At 32.7% G+C, this 26,999-nt stretch carries 1 protein-coding gene; it reads right to left on the bottom strand.

The genetic code is table 11. The features are described 5' to 3' along the window. Positions 1–5 precede the first annotated feature (5 nt). Positions 6–26,999, bottom strand: coding sequence for a hypothetical protein (locus ABIV_RS13585; RefSeq protein WP_129088488.1), 26,994 nt, complete (start codon positions 26,997–26,999; stop codon positions 6–8).

Below are 26,999 nucleotides of genomic sequence, written 5' to 3'. Positions count from 1 at the left end.
CCTATTTATTGAATTTCAATATCTAATGTTACGGTTGTACCATTATCATTTAAGGTATATGTTCCTGCACTTATTGAACTTGCTCCATCACCTTGCACTGTATTACTTGAATCAGTAAATTTTAATTTAGAAGCATCATCTGCATCTAAAATAAGTTTCAGACTTGTTGAACTATCGCCAGCCCAAGAGTTAAGTAAATCTGCTGTTAACTCAAACTCTGCACTTCCAGCTGTTCCATCTAAGTTTAAGTTTGTAAAGTCTATCTCTTCCATATTTGTAAATGAATTTGCATGACCAAATACTGTATCACTTGTAATATTTTGAGTTGTTCCAGTTAAAGAAACTCTATCCGCTGTAGTATCACTTCCACCATCAATAGTGAAGTTATCAATATTTGCAAAGTCTAAAGTGAAATTATCATTTCCTGCACCTCCATTTATATTTGAAGGTTCATCCCCACTTAAAGTAATATTGTCATCATTTGATGAAAGATTTAAGTTCTCAAACTCACTTAATTTACTAAAATCCAAATCTCCTGAGATAGAACTACTTCCAAATGATAAAGTATCATTTCCTCCTGAATCAACAATATCAGTAAACTCATTGATAAAGTTATTAAACTCTGTTAGATTATCAAAAGAGATATTATCATCTCCACTATATAAATTAAGATTTTCAAAACCACTAACATCAATTAAATTTGCAGAATCAATATTTCCAGAACTTGTTATATTTAGAGTATCTGTTCCTACTGTTCCACTATCTGTAATATTATCATTTATATCAAGATTTGTATGAGAGATATTAACTCTATCACTTCCCTCGCCTAACTCAACACTATCATTTCCATTACTTAAATTAACAGTATCATTTCCACTTCCAGTAGTTATAGATAGATTATTACCTGCTGTTTCATTTATAGTGATATTTCCAGTTGAACTAGAAGCATTTATATCTATACCTAAGTTATTAAAAGTAGTATTTCCTGTCATATCTGCTGTTAAATTTACAGAGCTGATATTTGACATATCAATTACCCCTCCTGCTCCATCTAAAGCTAAAGTACCACTACCATTAATTGTATGTCCATTAATTAAAGTTGCATTAGCACTTAAAGTATTTGAAGCTGTAATTTCAATAGAGTTTGAACTATTATTTACTGAACTAATTTCGAAATCACTACTTACTTTTATATCATTTGAAATATTTGATAAATCAATTAAAGAAGCAGACCCACTTGTAATATCAACAATACCATTTCCAATTACTGTTTTAGAAGAGATTACATCAGCATCTACACTAATTGTTTTTGATGCAGTTGTAGTAATAGTTCCAACAGAAGCATGTAAAGAAGTTACAGTAACACTTCCATCAAGAATTATATTTGTAGAGATATTACTTAAATTTAAACTTCCACTTGCATCTGTTATTTGAACTGTTGCTATTCCTGTTTCAGCAACTGCGATAGTTCCAAGAGCTGCAATTGTTGTAGTTAATATAACGGCATTATTTAAAGAGATATTTTCTACATTTGTTAAATTACCAGTTAAAGTTGTACTTGAAGTATAAACTACAGTGTCATTTCCACTTCCAGTTGAGATGTTTAAACTTCCATCTGCTGTTTGTATTTCTATATTAGCAGATGAAGCAGAAGCATCTAAATTTACACCTAAATTTTGTAAAGTTGTAGCTGACGAATCAAAATCACCATTTAAAGTCGAAACTGTAATATTTCCTAAATCTACAGTTCCTGCTCCTTTAAGAGTTAAAGTCCCTGTTCCATCAATTGTTTTATCACTTACATCAGTAGCATTATCTATTGAAATATCTCCATTAATAGTAATATCATTTGAAATATTAGTTAAATCAAAACTTGTTGCTGTTCCAGTTACTACTACATTTCCAGCTCCATTAATTGTAAGCCCATTTAAAACACTTGCATCTGCTGTTAAAGTTTGTCCAGCATTTACAGTAATATTTCCTATTCCTGCATCACTTAGTGTAATACTAGAATTAAGAATTAAATTGTTTGAAATATTACTTGCATCTAATGTTCCAGCTGAGTTGATAGTTAAAGTTCCAGTTCCATTTACAGTAGCACCTGAAACATTTGAAACATTTGAAGTTAAGTTGCTTCCATTGATTGTAATTGTTTCAATAGAAGTTAATGTTCCTGTTAAAGTAGTATTTGCAGTATAAACTACAGTATCATTTCCACTTCCACCATCAATATCTGTTGAACCATTTGCAGTATTGATAATATCATTACCACTTCCAGTTTGAATAGATGAAACACTATTTTGTGCATTTATTGTAATATTTGCACTTGAAGCTGAAGCATCAATATCAATATATAATCCATTTAATGTTGTAGCTGTTGTAAAGTTACCCGTTAAAGTAGAGATATTTATATTAGATAAATCAACTGTTCCACCACCTTGTAAATTTAAAATACCTGTTCCAGTTATTGTTTTTGAACTAATATCTAGTGCATCTTCAATTGTAAGATTTGCACTATTTCCTAAAGCAATATCTCCTTGGCTTACTTTGTTATTTCCTAAGGTTACAGCTCCATCAAAAGAGATATTATTTGATACTCCACTTAAATCAACTGTAGTAGAACTTCCTGTTGCTACAATATTTCCAGCACCCGAAACCTCTATTAAATCAAGTTTATCAATTGCTGTTGTTAAAGTAAACCCTGTACCAACCTCAACATTAGAGTCTCCAAAACTTCCTGTGAAAGTAGAACTTCCTGTAAACTTAATAGTCTCATTTGCTGGATTTGTCAGTTTTAAAATCCCATCAAAATCACTTGAGCTATTTGCACTAACTTCTACAATAACACTTCCTGTTCCATTTACCTCATCTAAAGTTGTAGCTTGTGATTCTAAAATAGTTGTTGTTCCACTATTAACTGAAATTACATCTAAAATATTATTTGTACCATTTATATTTTTTGATGTTAAATTAATAGTGCTATCTAACTCTAAAGTAACAAGACCATTTGCAGTTCCAGTTTTATTTATAGTTATATTATCAAAATCAAAATCTGCATTGTTTAATGTACCTTCAATAATTAAATTTGCATTACCTTGAAGTTCAATATTTAAAGTTTGGTTATCTAAATCTTTTGCACTTAAAGTTAGAGTATCACCAGTTGCTACTACAATATTTTCAAAGTTTAAAAGTGTTACAGAAGATAGATCTAAGTTACCACTTAATTGTAAAGTATCTGTTCCATTTCCTGCATCTAAAGTATTAAGTCCACTTGTTGATGTTACAACAAAAGTATCATCTCCTAAACCAGTTTTGATAATCTCTACATTAGTTAAACTATCATCAGCTGCACCAACAGTTAAAGTTGCAGAACTATTTCCATTTACATCAACTGTAATATTTTGTGTTGAAGCAGAATAATCAGCAGTATCAATACCACCTTTTCCATCAAATAATTCAAATATTGTATCATCCTTTACAGAGTCATTTATTAAAATATCCCCTTGATTTGAACCAATAAGTCTTTCAAATTCTGAAAAAGTATCATCCCCATCTCCACTTACAGTTCCTGCATCTAAATCTATTGTAACACTTATAGTAGAGCCATCATAAGATAGTGTATCTTCTATTCCAGTTCCTGCTTTAAAGATATTATCATTAGCATCCCCTTGTACAATATTCCCATTTTGATTATTTGAAACATCAATATTCTCAATATATCTTATTTGGTCAACACCTTCTCCTGTTGCATGATCTGCATCAGCTCTAAGATTGATATTAATGGCATTTGTACTTCCTGAGTAATCTACCCAGTCACCATTTGCTCCATCATTTCCACCATCAATAATGTCATTTCCAGTTCCACCACTTAGAGTATCATCTCCATCTCCACCAAGTAAAGTATCATCTCCTGCATTTCCAATTAAAGTATCAGAACCAGCTCTTCCTTCAAATACATTGTTTTCGTCATTACCAACCATATTATCATTTGAAGAAGTACCAATAAAACCTTCAATATTTAAAAGAGTATCATTTCCTGCAATTGTAATAAGACTGTCAGTTCCTCCTGCTGCATTTAAAGTTACATCTAAAGGTCCTGTTACACTACTATAATCAACAATATCAATGTCATCTCCACCATCAATATTATCATCTCCATCATTTGTAGAAGCAACAAAAACATCATTTCCAGTGCTTCCTCTTAAAGTATCATTTCCTACTCCACCAGTAATAGTATCATCATCAGCTCCACCATCAATATAATCGTTTCCTGCCTCACCATTTAAAGTATCATTTCCGGCATTTCCTAATAGAGTATTTGCACTACTATTACCAGACAGTTCATCTCCAACTGCACTTCCAGTTAAGTTTTCAATTTCAAATAATCTATCATTTCCATTAGAGATTGAAGCTATTGCATTTCCTGATTCATCAAGGTTAATAACTACTTTATTACCTATATCAGTATAATCAGCAGTATCTCCTGTGTGTGTACTTCCATCTGTATAAGCACTATTTGTTCCTCCATATAAGTAGTCAACACCTATTCCACCTATTAAAGTATCATCTCCATCATCTCCATAAAGAGTATCGTTAGAAGCTCCTCCATCTAAAGTATCATTAGAGTCTCCTCCCCATAGAGTATTTACACCAGAGTCTCCTATTATTTCATCATCATATTGGCTTCCTCTAGCATTTTCTATACTAGTGATTGTTTGATTATCAAGTCCTATTCTTGCATTATCTCCAAGTTGTAAAATAACTCCATTACCACCATTTAAGTTTGAATAATCTAAAAGGTCTATTCCACCTTCTCCATTTATATTATCATCTCCAACTGAACCAAAAATAGTATCATTAGCATTTCCAGCTTTTATAACATTTGTAGAGCTATTTGTTGTAATAGTATCTTCATAATCTGTTGAAGTTACATTTTCAATCTCTCTTACATTTTGAAGATTTCCATATGAATCTGTAGCATTATTTGTAGTTGCAGTTAAATCTATAGAGATTCCATTTCCTCCATCTTTAAAGATAATTGTGTCACTTCCACCATCTCCATCAATAGAGTCTATACCTTCATCATCATAGATGATATCATTTCCACTTCCACCGTTGATTACATCGTTTCCTAGTCCACCCACAATAGTATCCTGGTCATTTCCACCATTAATTATATCATTACCTGTTCCACCATAAAGCTTATCATTTCCATTATGTCCATTGATTATGTCATCTCCACCCATTCCTAGAATAGTGTCATTTCCTTCATAAGCATTTACAATATTAGAAGCTTCATCTCCTACAAAAGTATCACTTGCAGTTCCTAATCTAAACTCTTCTATATCTGTATTTCCAGAAGCATTAACATAAAGATAGTCTGTATTTCCTGTAGCATCAGTAATCTCTACAAAAGTTTGATCTCCTGAATAACTATCTAAACCAGATAAATTTATAGTAGTTGTAGTAGCTGTTAAGTTTGTATCTCCTACAAAATCGAAGTTTGTATCTATAGAAACATCTTGCAGAATAATTTTAGAACTTACTCCTCCTGCTATATCATTTCGAAGCTCTAAAATATCATTTCCACTTCCACCAATAATAGTATCTATTCCTGTTCCTATTTGATTTGAAGCTGTTCTTTCATTTGAATAGATAATATCATTTCCAGCACCCCCATCATATAAATCATCGCCATCTCTACCATATAATCTATCAGCCCCATCATAAGCAATAAAAGTATTTGCTCCATGTGTACCCCACATATATCTTGTAGCTGTACTTGTTGTTGAATCAATTATATTTTCTATATTTTGGATTGTTGTATTATCATTAACTGCATAAGTGTGTGTATTATTTAATAAATCAATATTTACTTGATTATTCTCTAAAGATATCCAGTCTGAACCATTATTTCCATTTAAGGTATCTAAACCAGATGAAAGAAGTAAAGTATCATCTCCTTCTCCTGCATCTATTGAGTTATCATTTGAATCTCCACCTAAAGTATCAGCATAATTAGTTCCAATAATATCTTCAATATTTAATACATAATCTTTATATCCAAAACCATCATCTTGAACGGCATAACTATTTTCATCTGCTAAATTTTGTGTAACACTTAAATCTACATCTACTCCATGTTGAGCATTTGTGAAAATTAGAGTATCTTTATCATATCCACCATCTAAATAGTCATTTCCTTTTCCACCACTAAAAGTATCTCTTCCTTCTAAGCCTTTAAATGTATCTACATAATCTCCTGCATCTGAACCTGTATATCCATTAAAGTTATCAGCAACTCCTGTACCAATAATAGTTTCTATATGGTCTGTTAAGGTATCTAAGCCATCAGCTCCCACATCAATTTGACCACTATTTGCTTCAAGATTTACAGTAATTCCAGAGCTTGTAATTATCTGTTCTTCATAAGTTAAAGTATCAGCTCCTGTTCCACCAGTAATATTATCATTACCTTTATCGAAATAGATAGTATCATCACCTGCTTCACCATTTAAGATGTCATTACCTTCTCCACCATAAATGAAGTCTCCATCAGCTCCACCTAAAATAGTATCTGCTCCTTCATCTCCTTTAAGAGTATCTGCTCCTATACCACCTTGAATATTATCATCTCCACTTCCACCAGAAATAGAGTCATCACCACTATTTCCTATAAGTGTATTATTTGCACTATCCCCTTTGATAATATCATTATTTGTACTACCGATTATTACTTCAATATCATTTGCAATATAATCTTCATAACCAAATCCATCATCTATAGTTTTATCTTGGTCTAAATCAACATTTACACTTACATTTCCATTTGTAGAGAAATCTAAAGTATCAACTCCTTCTCCACCGATGAAACTATCTTTTCCATTTGAAGAGTAGAATGTATCATCACCTTTATTTCCATCTAAAGTGTTTATTTCTGTTGCAATATCACTTCCTTTGATAATATCATCATTTTGAGTACCAATAATATTCTCAATTCCTTCTAAATTATCAAATTTAGTATTATCACCTACTAGTTGAACTTCTTGTTCATTATTAGTTGTAGCATCATTATCATCCCTTGATAAGTCTACATTTATAGCCCTACCATCATTTGAATCAATTGCACTATAATCAACAGTATCATTCCCACTATCAGTATGAGTTCCAGTATTTACACTTCCTCCATAAATGAAATCTCCATCTAATGTTGCATGGAAAGTGTCATCTCCATCTTGTCCAAATAGTGAGTTTACTTCTCCTGTTTTTCCTGTAATCTTATCATTTGCACTTGAACCTAATACATCTTGAATATCATAAAGAGTATCTACACCTTGTCCTACTCCATTTGCTTGATTTGCTTGAAGATTTATTGTCATATCAACATTTACATCAGAGTAATCAATAACATCTCTTGAAGCATCAAAACTTGAACTATTTTGTTCATTTCCATAGATAATATCATTTCCAGCACCAGCTCTAAATGTATCTGCTCCTGTACCACCTACTAAAGTATCATCTCCTGCATTTCCATAAAGAGTATCATCTGATTGTCCACCAAAGAATTCATTATCAGCACTATCTCCAATAATTGTATCCGCAGAGTTTGTACCAATAATATTCTCAATTCCATCAAGATATTCACTATGTCCAAAGCCATCATTAATAACTCTATTATTTGGGTCTGCTTGTGTTAAATCAATATTAATCTCTTGTGTACCATCTGAGAAATCAACTGTATCATCAAGTCCTGCTCCACCATCAATATAATCTTTTCCATCAAGACCTTTGATAGTATCATTACCATCACCTGCAATAATTGTATTATTTCTATTATCACCTGTGATAATATCATCTTTAGAAGTTCCAATTACATTCTCTATATTTACTAAAGTATCAGTATCAACACCTGAGATTGCAGAACCAGTGCCAGTTCCATTTAATGTTACAGTAACAGAAGAGTTTAAATCAGAGAAATCAACTGTATCTCCATTTGCACCTTCACTTCCACCATCAATATAATCGCTTCCTGCTCCACCTCTAATGATATCATCACCAGCTGCTGTAATTAAAGAGTTTCCTTGTGCATCACCATAAACTGTATCATCTCCACTTCCAGTTATAATATGTTCAATTCCATCAATATACTCTTTATTTCCATAACCATCATCTTGAACTCTATAAGAATTACTATCTCCTACAGTCTGCTCTTTTGTCATATCAACTACAACATTTTGAGACCCAGCAGAGAAATCAATAGTATCTTGTCCATCTCCACCTTTGAAAGTATCAGCTCCATCTAAACCTATAAGGTAGTCATTTCCACTTCTACCCTCTATTAAGTTATCAGCATCATTACCTTTTATATAATCTGCTTTTCCAGTACCAATTACATTTTCTATATTTGAAATTGTATCTGTACCAAATTCAGAATGAATTCTTTGAGAAGAAGTATCTGAAAGGTCAATCTCTATACCTGTAAAATCACCACCATTATAAGTTTCAGCATCTACAACTCTTGTATCACCTGTATCATCATTGATTAATACTTTTGTAAAATCTAAAGTATCTGAAGTTCCATCTGGTGTTCCTACATCACTATCATCACCATCAATGATATCATCACCAGTTCCAGCATAGATATAATCATTTCCAGCTCCACCTTCTACAATATCAGAACCTGCTCCTTCAGTAATAGTATCATCACCAGCTAAACCATAAAAAGCATTTGAAGTTGCATTTGAGTCAATATCAACAATAATATCACCACTTCCACTAATATCAGAACCAATAATATTTTCTATACTATTTCTGTAGTCTCTTTCTGTTCCTACAAAAATGAAGTTTCCATCTGTTTCTATAGTTGATGTAGCATTAGAATAATCAGCTGTATCTGAACCTTCACCACCATAAAGGTCATCATCACCAGTTCCACCCTCTAAGGTATCATCATCGTCTCCACCTTCAAGTCTATCGTTACCAGCTCCACCTTTTAAAATATCTTCTCCAATTCCACCTTTTAAAGTATCTTCACCATCTAAACCAGAGATTGTATCATTTCCAGCATTACCTTCTAAAATATTATTTTGATTATTTCCTGTGATATCATCAGCTTGTTCAGTTCCTTTAATATTTTCAATATTACTTACAGTGTGAGTATTTCCATTTATAGATACATTATCTCCATCAGTGTCTGTTAAGTCAACAGTTACGCCATGAGTAAGTACTTGTGAATAATCAACTGTATCTCCAGCACTTGTATTAGTTCCTCCATCGATGTTATCCCCATCAAAAGAGTCACCAACAAAAGTGTCATCACCTTCATTACCTTTTAAAATATCAGCTCCACTTCCACCATCAATGATATCGTTTCCAGCTCCACCTTCTACACTATCAGCTCCAGTTCCTGCATAGATTGTATCTGCCCCATCATTTCCAAGGATTGTGTTAACTTCTGCATTTCCTGTAATTGTATCGTTTCCAGAAGTTCCAATTACATTTTCTATATCTTTTAATTTATCTTGTTTTGAGTTTGAATTTACTTGTGCAGTTGCAAAACCAGAACCATCAAGAGTACTTAAATCTAATACTAAATCAGAAGAAGAATTAGAACTATAATCTATCCAATCTCCTGTAAGTTCTGAAGTTTCTATTCCACCTTCTATAGTGTTATTTACTCCTGCTTGTGTTACAAAAGTATCATCAAAATTTGAACCTACTACATACTCTATTGAACTTAAGGTATCTCCATCACTAGCAGTTCCAGCATGTAAATTAACCGTAACTCCAGAACTTAAAGCTGCATAATTATAGTTTACTTTATCTACTCCATCTCCACCAATTAAAATATTTGCACTTGTATTTCCAGTAAAAGTATCATCTCCACTAGTTCCAGTTATATTTTCAATATTTCTAATAGTATCTGTGTGTTGTAAAGTTCCTGTATTATCATAAACTTCAACACTTGAATTAGTATCAATATTTTCATCTAAAGTAGCTACAATTTTATTATTTGAATCTGTTAAAGCACTATAATCTATAGTATCACTATCATTTGCATTTGTTCCACCATCAATAGTATCTGCTCCATCATCTTGTGAACTTGCATAGAAAGTATCGTTTCCAGTTCCACCACTTAAAGTATCACTATCTTCTCCACCATAGATATTGTCATTTCCTTCATCACCTGAGATATTATCTGCACCAGTTCCACCATAAAGAGTATCGTTGTCATTTCCACCTAATAAAGTATCATTTCCTGCTTCACCCCAAATTGTATCATCACCACTTCTACCCTCTAAGATATTATTTTCATTACTTCCTTTAATAGTGTCATTCTCTTCTGAACCAATTACATTTTCTATATCATAAAGTTCGTCTGTTCCTTGATCATTTAAGTTTGAACTATAAGCTTCACCTTTTGAAGCTAAATCTGTAGTATCATCAGTTTCTAAATCAACAGTCATACTTGTAAGAGCACCACTGTAATCAACTGTATCAGACTCTCCATCATCAACACTTGCCGTAACTTTTCCTCCACTTATAGTAACAGTTCCACCTGCGATGATATCATCACCTTTATCACCTCTTATAGTATCATTTCCAGCTTCACCAATAATTGTATCAGCATCATCTCCACCTTCAATATAATCATCATCGGCTCCACCATAAATTTGGTCAGCATCAGCTCCACCATAGATACTATCAGCTCCAGCATCACCTTTTAAAATATCAAAACCTGAACCACCTCTTATGATGTCATCACCTGTTCCACCTTCTAAAAGGTCACTTCCTTCTTCACCCCAAAGTTCATCATTATCAGCTCCACCATATAAAGTGTCACTTAACGCATTTCCTCTTAAAGTATCATCTCCACCCATACCAGAAATAGTATTTGCTTGATTATCACCTGTAATATTATCTTTTAGATTTGTACCTATTACATTTTCTACATTTGTGATTGTATGGTGTACGTTTGTTGTATCCCCATCAACATAAACATTTGCAGGGCTTCCTGCTTGAAGTACAATATCTACTCCTCTATCAGTAGAAAATCCTGATGTATCAATAGTACTATAATCGATAGTATCTATTTCACTTCCACCATCAATTACATCTCCACTGTATTCTGAGATATCTGTAGAGCCTACATTAAAGCTGTCATTTCCTGCATTTCCATATAAGTAGTCTGCATCAGCACCACCTATAATAGTATCTGCTCCCTCTCCTCCATAAAGCTCATCACTTCCGGCCATACCAGAGAGAGTATCGTCTCCTCTTTGTCCATAAATAGTATTTGAAGCACTATTTCCAGTAATTGTATCAGCTCCATTTATAGCTGAATCAGAACCTTTAATATTTTCAATTCCATATAATGAATCTTGTTCTTCACTTCCCGTTGCAAAATTTCCATCATCATCACTATCTATTGTTACTGTTGAAACTGTATTTTCATCATCTTCTAAAGTTACAGATATTTTATTTTGATTTGTATAATCAACTGTATCACTACCACTATCTGTATGAGTTATGCCATTATAAGAACCACCATAAATAGTATCATCTCCACCAAGACCTACAAAAGTATCATCTCCTGCATTTCCACCTTGTAAGATATTTGCATCATTTGTACCTTGCATACTATCATTTCCAGCTCCACCTATAGCATTTTCTATACTATAAATAGTATCATCATCAAGTGAATCTCCTAGAACTGTTGAGCTATCATTTAATAAGTCTAATCTTAAATCTTTTGAACTATCTAAATACTCATAACTAATAGTGTCATTACCTGTTGAACCATTAATTGTATCAGCACCTGCTCCACCTAAAAGTGTATCTGCACCTGCTCCACCAAAGATTGAGTTATCATTTGAGTCAGCATAGATTGTATCATCTCCACTTCCACCAATAATATTTTCAAATCCTTTGATAATATCGTTATCTCCACTTGCAACCTCTACTTGCCAAGCATCATTAGTACCACTTCCACTTTCAAACTCAGCTGTTGCATTTTGTCCAATATTTACAGAGATGTTTTCACTTAAATTAGAGTAGTCTAAAGTATCGCTATTTCCAGCTCCACCATCATAATAATCAGCTCCATCTGTAGCACTTGTAGCTTTAACGATATCATTTCCTTCTCCTGCAAGAACAGTATCTGCTCCACCTCTAGCTTCAATATAGTCATCTCCTCTTTGAGCATTGATAATATTATTACTATTACTTCCATAAATAGAGTCTGATCTTACCTCATCATTTGAACCAATAACATTTTCTATTCCGTATAAAATATCATCACCCTGACCTTGTTCAGAGTTATTTCCATCTGATTTTCCATAAGTTTCAGTTCCAGAGATTCCACCAGCTAAAGATACATCTAAGTCAATGATTAATGACTCAATTGCATTTGAATAATCAACTGTATCATTTCCAGTATCACTTCCTTCATCTCCACCATAAATAGTATCGTTTCCAACTCCACCTGTTAAAGTATCATCTCCATCTCCACCTCTTAAAATGTCGTCTCCACTTCCACCATCTATTATGTCATTTCCAGCTTCACCTCTTAAGTCATCAGCTCCATCTTCTCCGAATAATTGGTCATTTCCACCTTGTCCAAAGAAAGTATTGTTTTGAACATCCCCTTTAATATAATCATCATCTTGAGTACCAACAACATTCTCTACATTTAAGATTTCATCATTGTTTGTATGGCTATGAACTGTTACAGTTTTTTTATTTGCACCATCAAGGGTTACAGTTATACCTTGTGCATTTGCTGTTGCACTATCAATTGCAGAGTAATCAATTGTATCGTTTGTTCCTATTCCACCATCAAAATAGTCAGCTCCATCTTCTGCACCAGTTAAAGTATCATTTGTATCATCATAAGCTCCAGCAATAAAAGTATCATCGCCTTTTCCACCTTCAATACTATTATCTGCAGTTGAACCAATAATTGTGTCATCATTTGAAGAACCAATTAAATGTTCTATATTTAAGATTGTATCAGTATCTAAAGTTGAAACTATTTGAGAATCTGTTGTTCCTAAGTTTACATTTACAGAGTTTGTATAGTTTTCATAAGAAATTGTGTCATTTAAATCTCCTGCACCCATTCCACCATTTATAGTATTTGTTTTTTGGTCTTCATTCATAATGAACATATCATTTGATGTTCCACCAATTGCATTTTCTATACTAATAATAGTATCAACTTCAGGGGCATTTGTAGAGGCTTGATTATTTTTAAAGTCTACTGTTACAGAAAGAGTTTCATCGCTATAATCAACAGTGTCACTTCCTTCTCCACCATCGATATAATCATTTCCACCTTTTCCACTTATTAAATCATCTCCATCAAGACCTCTTAAAGTATTAACATCATCATCTCCTGTAATTGTATCATTACCATTACTTCCTGTGATATTTTCCATATCTTTTAAATAATCACTAACAGTTGATGTACCACCTTGATAAATATCAGCACTATAATATCCATCTGCATCTGCACCACTTGATAAATCAATTACAACTTTATCTTGTGTTGCATCATTTACTGTAATCCCTTCATAAGAGATACTATCTCCATTTGTTTCTCCTGACTCATCATCATTTCCATCAAATCTATTTGAAACATCAAGTTTTGAAACAAAAGTATCGTCATATTTAGAACCAATTGCATTCTCTATATTATAAAGTTCATCAATACCTTCACCAGTACCTCTATTATTTACAAAATCAACAGTTACTCCATTTGTAGCATTTGAATAATCAACTGTATCAACTCCTTCATCTCCATGAAGAATATCATCATTTGCTCCACCTAATAGAGTATCATCTCCATATCCTGCATAAATAGTATCTGAACCATCTCCACCATAAAGAGTATCATTTCCACCAGTTACATCAGTTCTAGCTTCATCATCTCCATAGATAATATCTGATTCACTTCCACCTTTGATTTCATCATTTCCAAGTCCCCCTACAAGTAAGTCTTCTCCTGCTTCTCCTAAAATAGAATCATCATCAGCTCCACCATAAACTCTATCTACTCCCGCACCTGCATAGATAGTATCATTTCCAGCTTCTCCATAAAGAGTATCTTTTCCATCTCCTATACCACCTAAGATATAATCATTACCAGTTCCACCATAAATAGTATCAGCACCTTCTCCACCATCTAAATATTCATACTGCGTAGAGCTTGTACTATTATCAGTATTATCTCCACCATGGATTACATCATCCCCTGCTTCACCTCTTATAGTATCAGTTCCAGACTCACCTTTTAAGGTGTTATTTGAGCTATCTCCAGTAATGGTATCTTCATTTTGAGTTCCAACTATATTTTCAATTCCAGAAACACTATCACTTCTTACTGTTGTATTTGAAGAGTTTTTAAGAAGTAAATTTTGAGAACTTAAATCAACATCTACATATAAAGTTGTATCACTTACTTGGCTAAAATCAACTGTATCTCCAAGACTTGAGTTATTTCCTCCAACTATAATATCTGCTTCACTACCTAATGCTGCTTCTTTTACAAAGAAAGTATCATTTCCATCTCCCCCTTGGAAAGAGTTACTATCAGAGTTACCAGTAAAAGTATCATCTCCTGCTGTACCAATTACATTTTCTATATTTATTAAAGTATCACTACCTTGTGCTACACCTGCTTGTATTACATCTACATTTGCACTTGAACTATTTGATAAATCAACTATAATTTTATCATTTGCACCTGTTAAAGATGAATAATCAACTGTATCATTTTCATCATTTGTATGTTCAGAGTTTGGATTAGCTAAATTTGTTATACCACCATTAAAAGTATTTGATTCACTATTATTACCTCTAAACATATCCGCATAAGCTGAACCTATAACATTTTCAATATCAGTTAAGGTATCATTTCCTTGCCCACCGCCAACATTTTGAGAAACTCCATCAATTCCTAAATCAACTGTTACCCCACTTGTTGCATCAGAATAGTTTACTGTATCTCCATTTGTATCTGTTCCACCATCAATGATATCATCTCCTGCACCACCTGCAATAATATCATCTCCTGCTAAACCTTTAAGAGTGTTTTTATTTCCATCTCCTGTGATAGTATCATTACCATGACTTCCTGTAATATTTTCAATATTTTCTAAAGTATCAACTACATCAGCACCTGAACTTTTTATAATAACTGTATCACTTGCACCTGATAAATCAGCAATAATATAATCTACATTTTCAGTTCCAGTATAGTTTGAACCAGCTTTATCATTTTGTAAATTTGTATAATCTACGGTATCACCATTAATATGAGCTAAACCATTAAAGTTATTTGCTTTTGTATGGTCTGAATAGAAAGTATCATCTAAAGAAGAACCTATAACATTTTCAATATCAATTAAAGTATCACTTCCTTGTGAAGTTGAGATAAATTGAGAAGAAGATAATCCTAAGTCAACAGTAACTCCATCACTTGAGTTTTTATAACTTGCAGTATCACTTCCTATTCCACCATCAAGAATATCATTTCCACCTTCACCTTCTAAGATATCATCTCCTACATTACCTTTTAAAGTATTTGCTAGATTATTTCCAGAAATAGTATCTGCTAGATTTGAACCAGAGATATTTTCAATATTTGAGATAGTGTCATCATTTACAGTATCACTTACATCTACTGTTGTACTAGCTCCATTATCTTCTAAATTAACAGTAATTGAATGATTTGTGTCTAAACTTGAGTAATCTAAAGTATCACTTCCATTTGCGCCATTAATTACATTTGTTTCATCAAATTTAGTAATGAAAGTATCATTACCTTCTCCACCTTTTATATTTTCAATATCATAAAGAGCATCAGTTTCTAATAGATTTGAACTATTATCATATACCTTTGCATTTTCATTTTCTAAATCTACAACTACATGTTTTGTACCATCTGATAAATATTCATATGTTACTAAATCAGAGAAGTTATCAGTTCTATCTTCACTTCCACCATAAATAGTGTCATCTCCACCTCTACCCATAAAAGTATCAGAAGCATCTCCTCCAATAAATAGTTCATTGGCACTATCTGCTCCATAAATAGTATCACTTGCATTACTTCCTACTATTTGCTGAATAGAGATTAAATCATCAGATGAACCATCTCCATCATTTGAAACTTCTGTAGCGTTTTCCATATCAACTACAATTTTTCCAGCTGCATTTGAGTAATCTGCTCTATTTATACCAGTTCCACCATCTAAAGTATCAGCTCCAGCACCACCACTTAAAGTATCATCTCCTGCATCACCTCTAAGTGTATTTGCATTTGCATCACCTTTGATAATATCATTAACAGATGAACCAGTAATATTTTCTATCTCTTTTATATAATCATTTGAAGAGCCATCTATATTTACTGTTACATAATTATTATTTCCTGCATCTATATTTGAAAGATCTACATTAATAGCTGAATCTAAAGCTGAGTAGTCAACAGTATCTCCACCATTGTTTTCATCAACTTCTCCACCAATTATATAATCAACTCCATCATCTCCATTCTCTAATATACCATCACCATTATCATCAAGTCCAGCTTTAAAAGTGTCATCTCCATCTCCACCAAGTAAAGTATCACTTCCACCTGCTCCTACTAAAGTATCATCCCCTTGAAATCCATCTAAAAGGTTTGAGTCATTATCTCCAGAGATATTATCGTTTTTAACTGTTCCTTTAATATTCTCAATATTTTTTAATTTATCTGTTTCTGCTCCAATTACAGCATCTGCATATCCATTTGTTGTAGCATTTAGATTTACATCTAAATAATCTCCTACTTTTGAAGAGTAATCAACAGTATCTCCACCATTTTCCTCTTCTCCTTCTCCTCCATCTATAGTGTCATTTCCATCTCCACCACTTAGATTATCACTTCCTAATCCACCAAATAAGGTATCATCATCAGCTCCACCATCTAAAGTGTCATCTCCATCTCTACCATAGATAATATCTTCACCTGCTTCACCTTTAATATCATCATTTCCAGTTCCTGATTCTGTAGTGTTTTCATCATAATCTTGGCTTCCACCATAAAGGATATCATCATCAGCTCCACCCTTTATAATATCATCACCTGCTCCACCTAAAATAGTATCATCAGAAGCTCCACCATCAATAATATCTCTACCAGCATTACCTTCTAGTCTATTTTTAAGGGCATCTCCTGTAATTGTGTCATTTCCTGCTCCACCAATTACATTTTCTATATTTTTAACTCCAGTATCATTTGTACCATTTTCAATAATAACTTGATTACTTGTATCCTGGTCTAAAGTTATTGTAATACCTTGATTTGAAGCTAGATTTTCATAAGAGATAGTATCAGAACTTCCACTTCCTCCATCAACACTATCAGCTCCATCATCTGCACCCATGATAAACAGATCATTTCCAGCTTCACCTTCTAAAGTGTCATTTCCACCTAAACCATTTATTGTATCGCCTTCATCTCCACCTTTAATAATATTTGCATTGTTATTTCCAGTTAAGATGTCAACTCCACTTGAACCTATTAAATTATCAAAATTTGAAACTGTATCCGTATCATTTGTACCATTTCCATCAGTATCAACATTTGAAACAGCACTTCCAGTAGATAAGTTTACATTTACACCTGAACTAATACTTGCATAAGATAAAGTATTTGTTCCAGTTCCTCCATCTAAAGAGTCATCTCCATGTCCACCATCTATTGTATCATTACCACCAAGACCTAAAATAGTATTGTTTTCACTATTTCCAGTGATAGTATCATCTTGTGTATTTGAACCAATTACATTTTCAATATTTGCTATTTTATGGTCAGATAAGTCAGTTCCAACTTGAACATCAGCATATGAACCACTCTCTGCTAAAGTTAAAGTAACTTTGTTATTTAAGTTTGTGTAATCAATAGTATCACCATTACCATCAAGTCCTGTTCCACCATCTATAAGGTCTCCAGTAAAGTTGTCACCCTTGAAAATATCTTCGCCAGTTCCACCTTTTAAAGTATCAGCTCCAAGGTTTCCAGTGATTATATCATTTCCTGCACCAGCATCTATTATATTTACCTCATCATTTCCAATGATAATATCATTTTGTGCTGTACCTATTACATTTTCAATATTTGATAAAGTATCAGTTTGGTCTATTGTTGTTCCATTTGTAACTACTGCATTGTTCGTAGTTTGTAAATCAATTTCCACATGATAGCCAGAACCTATTGAACTAAAATCTATTGTATCTTTATTTGAACTATCATCTATATCAGCTGAAGCAGTTTCATCAAAACCATCAATTATGTCATTTCCATCACCAAGATTAACTTTAAATGTATCGTTTCCTGCTCCCCCATAAAGTTCATCTGAATTTGCTCCACCATCTAGTGTGTCATTTCCACCAAGACCTTTAATAATATTTACTTCATCATTACCTGTAAGATTATCTGATTGAGTTTTTGAACCAATTAAATTCTGGAAATTTCTAATTGTATCAGTTCCATCACTTCCCGTATTATTTACTTCTTGAGATAGGTTTACAGTTACTCCACCTACAGTTACATTTTCATAAGTTAATGTATCATTTCCACCTGCTCCATCAAGAGTATTATCTCCGGCATCACCTTCTATAGTATCATCGTGATTAGAACCTATAATATTTTCAATATTATTAAAAGTATCTGTATTATTCCACCCATCATTTGCAGTTGCACTTCTTAAACTTGCATTTACTCCTGCTTTGTCATCATTTGAAGACTTATCTAGTAAATATGAAACGGTATCATTTCCTATTCCACCATCAAACTTATCAGCTCCATTAAGTCCAAGTAGTAAATCATCTCCTGTTCCACCACTTAGAGTATTACTTAAAACATTTCCAATAATTGTGTCATTTCCTATACCACCAACAACATTTTCAAAATTAGTAATAGTATCAACACCTATTTCACTATTATCTACAACGCCCTGTGCTGTGTTTTGATTAATCTCATCATTTACATTATCACCAGAAATATCTGTTGTAATTTGAGAATCACTTAAGTTTACATAAACACCATTTGAAGAGTCTGAATAAGATAAAGTATCTATTCCAGTATGTCCATTTAGTATATTGTTTGCACTATCACCTTGGATTATATCACTTTCACTTGAACCAATTACATTCTCTATATTTGCTACTTTATGGTGAAAAGAGCCAGATAATTTAACATCAGTAATTCCAGTATCATTTAAGTTTATATCTATACCTGTATTTAATGCTTTATAATCAACAGTATCACTTCCTCTTGCACCATTTAATTCACTTCCACCATCAATAAAATCATTAAATCCATTTGAAGTATCTCTAACTTCAAAAGTATCATTTCCAGCACCACCTTTTAAAGTGTTATTAGATGAATTTCCAATAAAAGTATCATCATTAGACCCACCTGTAATATTTTCAATTCCAGTTAAAGTATCTGTTTCATCTGCACCATTAAATTCATGTGAAAGATTTCCATCACTTGCGGCGTCATTTGTATCTACTATTACTTCTGGTGTAGCATTTGAAAGATCAGCATAAATAGCTTCATTTCTTAAAGAGTAATCAGCAGTGTCTCCATAAGAACCATTATCACCACCAATTAAACTATCATTTCCAGTTCCACCTCTTAAGATGTCATCATCAGCTCCACCATCTAAAGTATCATCACCCGCTCTACCTTCTAAAGTATCATTTCCAGCTCCACCTTCAAAAGTATTATTATTACTATCACCTCTCATCACATCATTTTCAGAAGAACCAATAATTTTTTCAATTCCAAAAATAGTATCTGAACCATTAGTTTTTACTACTTGGTTATTAGCTTTTTCTAAATCTACATCTATTTTTGAACCACTTGAATAATCTACGGTATCATTTCCACTATCTGTAGCCTCATTTCCACCATAAATAGTGTCACTTCCAGAACTTGAAAAGAAGGTATCATCTCCTGCTAAACCTTTTAAAATATTATTTGATGAATTACCTGTTAATTTATCATTTCCTATACTTCCTTCAAGATTCTCAATATTTCTGATTATTAAATCATCAACATTATTACCATCAATATCTTGTGCAGAAGCATCTGATAAATCTACTGTTACACCATTTGCACCAGCATAATTAAAACTTACAAAATCTCCATTAGTTTCATTTCCACTTCCACCATCAATATAATCAATTCCATTTGAAGCACCATTTCCTAAAAGAGTATCATCTCCTTCTCCACCAATTAAAGTATTAGCTTCAGTAGTTCCAATTATAGTATCATTTCCGGCTCCACCAATAGCACCTTCTATTCCACTAAAAGTAGTTTCATTAATATTATTACCATTTAAAGTAAATGTTCCATCTTGTAAGTTTACAAATACTTTATCAGAAGATTGACTTGCAACTTGAGAAAAATCTACAGTATCAATAAAGTTTAATCCTTGGTCTGTTGTTCCATCATAAAGAGTATATCCTCTATCATTTACAATAAAAGTATCATTTCCTGCTCCACCAATAAGAGTATCTAAATGTGAAGCATCAACTCCACCTTCTCCATCTAAAATATCATCTCCTGCTCCACCATTGATAATATTTTGACTACTATTTCCAGAAATATTATCATTAAAAGCAGTTCCAGTTATATTTTCTACATTTTCAATTTGATGGTCTATTGTATTTGAACCAACTTTTACATAAGTAGAGCCATTATTCTCTTCGTTTAAATCTACTTCTATATTTGAAGTTAAATTACTATAGTCAGCTGTATCAATACCTGCTCCACCATTGATATAATCCCCTGTTGATTCTCCTACTGTAGTTGAGAAATTAAAAGTATCATCTCCATCTTCTCCATATAAATCATCAGCTCCAGCTCCTCCAAAAATAGTATCATTTTGAGCTCCTGCTTTGATTATATTATCACTATCATTTCCTTTTATTGTATCTGCAAAGTTTGAACCAATAATATTTTCTATATCAACCAGGGTATCAGAGCCTAAGTTTCCACCTACTGCTTGACTTCCAGTTTGAGATAAGTCTACATTTACACCACTTCCTGTAGCATCTGAGAAATCTGCTGTATCACTTCCACCAATTCCTCCATGTAAATAGTCATCTCCAGCTCCACCTCTTAAGGTATCATCACCATCTTCTCCATATAAAGAGTCATCTCCTAAATTACCAATAAGAGTATCTGAATTATCTCCACCTTTAAAAATATCATCCCTTGAAGAGGTGTTATCTCCAATCATAGTATCTTTAAAATCACTACCTTGAACTTCTTCTATATTTGTTAAAGTATCACTATTCCCATCTGGCTTTAATACTGAATAATCATTTCCACTTCCTGTTACAACTACTTTTGCAGTCATATTAGAATAATCTGCTATATCAGTATCATTTGTACCATCACTATCAACTCCACCATTGATAATATCAGTTCCATTTGAACCATAGAATCTATCACTACCTTCATTTCCATCAAGACTATTGTTTGCATCTGAACCTGTTATTGTGTCATTTTTTGTTCCACCAATTAGATTCTCTACATTTTTTATTGTATCTTTATCAGATGTAGCTGATACAACTGTTTGTTCATTTTCATTTCCTAAATCAACAGTTATTCCATTTGAAGTGTAATTTGAATAATCTAATACATCAACTCCATCTCGTCCATCAATTGTATTTGTATCAGTAGTTTTAGAACTATCCATAATAAAACTATCAGCATTATCACTTCCTATTGCACTTTCAATAGAATCTAAAGTATCAATATCTGTTCCATCATCTGTAGTAGAAGTTATAAAATTTACACTTGCACCAGTTGTTGTAGTATTTAAATATGAAAGGTTTACACTATCATTTCCAGCTCCACCATAAAGAGTATCTACCCCTTCATCTCCACTTAAAATATCATTTCCTGTTTGACCATAAAGGGTATCATTACCACTTCCACCACTTAAAATATCGGCTAAGTCATTATTTGAGTCAGTATTTGTTTTATTATTTCCATAAATAATATCATCACCAGCTCCACCACTTATAGTATCAGCTCCACCCATTCCTTCAAATAAATTATTTACATTATCATCAATATCACCTATTATCTGGTCATCATTTTTAGAAGCTCTTATATTTTCAATATCTTTAAGTGTATCAACAAACTCTGAATTATATTCCACTTCTCCAAACTGACTTGTTCCATCAATTCCAGCATTCATATTAGCTTTAATACCAACACCTGAGCTAATTGCAGAATAATCAGCCGTATCACCTACTGCTGTATTTGTACCTCCATCAAGGAAATTATTACTTGATTTCCCACTTAGCCAATCATCTCCTGCTCCACCAGCTAAAGTATTTGAAGAGTTATTTCCAATAAAAGTATCATTTCCATCTCCACCTTGAAGATTTTCTACATTTTTTATTTGAAGATTTCCTGCTGCTCCACCATCTTGATAGTTATAAACAGAGTTATCACTATCCATAAAATCATGTCCATCTGAAGAATCATTTGAGTAAGTAAGACCTAAATTAACAGTTACATCACCAGCAACTCCATCAAAACTTACAAAATCCTCTTCTCCTGCTCCACCATCAAGATAATCATATGTACCAGCGATTGTTAAAGAAGAAGTTCCATTTCCTAAAAGGGTATCATTCCCAGCTCCACCAATAAGAGTATTTGCATCAGCAGTTCCCTTTAAAGTATCATCATAATTTCCACCAATAGCACCTTCGATAGAGTTAAAAGTATCACTACCTAATCCAGCACCAATATCTATTGAACCACTATTTGATAAATCAACATTTATTTTATCATTAGCATCTGAGAAATCAGCAGTATCAATACCATCTCCACCATTTAGAACATCATCACCTGTTCCACCTTTTAAGATATCATTACCAGTTCCACCATTTAAAGTATCATTTCCCGCTCCACCTGAAATAAAATCATTTCCTGCTTCACCAAAAAGAGTATTTACATTACTGTCTCCAAGTAAGGAATCATCATGTTTAGAACCCTTTGCATTTTCAATATCTATTAAAGTATCAGTACCAACAAGGTTTTCAAGGCTTCCACTCATATCTGTTGCTCTATTATTAGCTAAATCAACAACTACACCTTTTGTATTTGTTCCTACACTATCAATATAAGTATAATCAGCGGTATCTATATCAGCTCCACCGTTTAAATAATCATCCCCTTTTCCACCTGATAAGGTATCATTTCCTGCGTTTGATATAAAGGTATTATTATTATCATCACCAACTAGAGTATCATTTCCTGCACCTGTAATTACATTTTCTATATTTTTTATGTGGTCTTCATCTGTTCCACCAATTTTTACTCTACTCTCAGATGCACCAGCTAAAGAAATAGAAATATCTCCATCAGAACTTGTATATGATGAATAGTCTAAAGTATCACTTCCTTCACCACCATCAACTGTATCTATTCCATCATTTACAAAAGCGATAAAAGTATCATCACCTTTTCCACCATATAAGCTATCTATACCTGTTCCACCATCTATAATATCATTTCCATCTTGACCATAAATAGTATCATTTCCAGCTGCTCCAAATAGAGTATCTGCTCCTTTTCCACCTTCAAAGATATTATCTTGACTATTTCCATTCATAATATCATTTGAAGAAGAACCAACTACCCTTTCAATATCTATTAAAATGTCTGTTGAACCATCACTTACATCAACAGTAGAATCACCCACATCTTGCATATTTACTTCAATTGATTCTGCACCAATATTTGAGTAATCAGCAGTATCAATAAAAGTGAAACTATTATCAATAGTTACATTTGTAGAAGAAGTAATTGTTTCAGAACTATCGATAAAGATATTAGTACCATCAGTGTAGATATCCCCTAAAGGTGCTTGTCCATTTAATATTTTAGTAGCATTTTCTTCTTTAAACTCTTTTAAAAAGTTTGTTATTAATTCATTTGCATTTGCACCCGTTGCAGAGATAAGTATTCCCCCAATAGTTATAGCCATTGAAGTAGTAGAGTTTAGAGATAACCTTGAGTAGTCACTATTTTTACCACCATCTAAAGTATCATTTCCTATTCCACCAATTAGTGTATCGTTACCTGCTCCACCATAAAGAGTATCATTATTCTCTTTTCCATCTAAAACATCATTACCAAAATTTCCGAAAAGCTTATTATTTTGAGAAGAACCAAATAAAGTATCACCCAAAATAGTTCCTTTTACATTTTCAATACTTGAAATTGTAATTTTTCCATTATTTGTTGTCTGTTCACTTCCTAATGATAAATCAAAAGTAACTGAGTTGCTAAACTCTTCAAAACTTAGAGTATCATTTCCTACTCCCCCATTGATATAGTCATTTCCACCTTTTACAAGGATGTAGTCATCTCCGCCTTCTGCTAAAATAGTATTTTTACTAGCTGCATCATCAATAAGAATATCAGTACTATTTGTACCAATTACATTTTCAATATTTAATAAAGTATCTTCACCTGCATTAATTGTATTTTGTGAAGTTGTTCCATCTTGAATAGATAAGTCTATTCTAATACCACCAGCTGTTACATCAGAATAATCAACAAAATCTCCTACAGTCTCTAAGGCATCATCTCCACCATCAATGAAGTCATTTCCTGCTCCACCACTTATCGTGTCATTTCCTTCATTTCCATATAAAAAGTCATCTCCTCCAAGACCTTTTATAGTGTCATCACCTTCTCCACCTTGTAAAGTATTTTTAACACTACTTCCTGAAATAAAGTCATTATTACTTGAACCAACTACATTTTCTATACCATAGGCTTTAGAAGTTCCTTCCCCAATAACTTGTCCACCTTCTAAATCTATTCTATGTGCAACACTAGAGTTAGATGCATTTAAAGTATCTCCATAAATATCATTTGCACCACTTCCACCATAAATAGTATCACTACCACCACTTACAAAGAAAGTATCATCTCCACCAAGACCCTCTAAAATATTACTATTATTATCTCCTGTAATAATATCAGCATATGCAGAACCTCTTACATTTTCAATTTCAAATAAAGTATCATTTCCATCTGCTCCTGAAACTACCCCTTTACCATTACCATCATCTAAATCAACACTTACAGAACCACTTGCATTTTCATAACTTGCAGTATCATTTCCTGAACCACCTTTTATAATATCAGCATCAGCTCCACCCTCTAAAACATCATTTCCAATTCCACCATCTAAAGTATCACTTCCAGCCATACCTCTTAAAGTATCATTTCCTGCAAGACCTTGAAGAGTATTAACTTCAGAATTTCCAGTTATAGTATCATTATCTTGTGTACCTGTAACATTTTCAATATTTGAGATAGTATCTGTATTGTTTGAAGCATATTTTTTAGTTACACTTCCAGTTGTTAAATCAGCTACAATTCCTAAGTCATTGTCTATATTGTTATATGTTGAGTAATCTAAAGTATCATTTCCAATATTTCCATCTACAATGTCATTTTCAATACCAGTAGTAATCGTATCATTTGCTAAACCACCAGTTATGGTATTTGAAACATTCTCTTTTTGAGAACCATAAATTATATTATCATTGATATTTGTAGAGATAACAAAACCTGACTCAATAGGTTGTCCAGCTCCATCTAAAAACTGTTCAAAAAGGTATTGATTTGGATCACTCAAATTATCAATTTCTCTTACATTTACACCATAAATCTGAAAATAATCAAGTGTTGTTTCAACTGGTGTTTCAACACCATCTCTTAGCTCTTCAGAAATATTTTCAATATTAAATTCTGAAGTTGCTTCTATTTTCATCTCAAAATTTGTTTCTTGATTTTTATCCATTGAAATTTTAATTTCAATATTTCCATTTGCATCAAGAGTAAAACCTTCTACAGCAGTTGTGTTTGGGTCATCTTTTGTTATAGTCCAAGAATCTCCATTCGCAGTTGCATTTAAAATACTAAATCCTTCTGGAAAATCTGCACTAGAGATTGTAATACTCTCAACAGCAAAACCTATTGGTTGATTTGGAGAAAGTTTAATTGTTCTTGAAATAGTATTTGCATTAAAATAGTTTGAATCATCACCATTTATCACTAAACTACTTGCTTCTGTACTAGATACATGTCTATAATCAAGTATTTCTGCATTAGTTTGTCGTACTATTCCAGCTCTATCTGCACTTGCATTTGTTCCAGGATGGATGTTATCATAAGTAGTTCCACCTCCACCTTCTACAGTCATAACTCCTGTAGTTGTGCTTTCACTAGAATCTAAATGTTGAATATCTATATCAAAAGTAAGTAAAGGTTTAGTACCTTCCGTTATAGATTGTTCTTCTTCTGTTTTTGAACTTGAATTGTCACTTGTAGAATCATCATAACTTGTAAAATCATTTTCAACTAATTCAGGTACTTCAACTGGTGGGATTTCAAATTCATTATCGTTTAAGAAATCTTCTTGTTGTTCTTGTTCTTGTGTTACTTCAATTTCTTGGATAATTATTTGAGGATTTTGCTCGGGATTTTGTTGTGTAGCATCACCCTCTTCATTCTCTTTTGCTGTATTATCAGGGATATTTATGTCAATATTTGAAACTAGAGAATCAATAGGCAACGCATTAATTTCTTCAATTTCAGATAAGATATCTCCAAGGCTTAACTCTTTTCCTGAACTACTGGCAAATTTAGGAGGAGTATCATTGTATCCCATTAAGGCCATAGATACAAAAGTAAAAGTACCGTTTCCTGGTATATTAATTACGATATCACCACCTACAAGTTCATACTCTAAATCTTCTAAGTTAATTCCAGGAATTTTAAAATCTACTAAATCCCCTGGTCTTACATAAACTGAAATATTTTCGTTTACTTTTGGTTTATCTATAATCTTAACGCTTTTATCTAAATACTTAACATATTTATTATCTGTTGCCAT

This window comes from Halarcobacter bivalviorum, from assembly GCF_003346815.1.
GTDB classification, from domain to species: domain Bacteria; phylum Campylobacterota; class Campylobacteria; order Campylobacterales; family Arcobacteraceae; genus Halarcobacter; species Halarcobacter bivalviorum.
The sequence above is the reverse complement of the archived record's forward strand: the minus strand, read 5'-3'. Positions and strand labels throughout refer to the sequence as shown.

Excerpts from the sequence above, each read along its gene's own strand:
- ABIV_RS13585 (WP_129088488.1), bottom strand. The coding sequence starts at position 26,999 with ATGGCAACAGATAATAAATATGTTAAGTATTTAGATAAAAGCGTTAAG.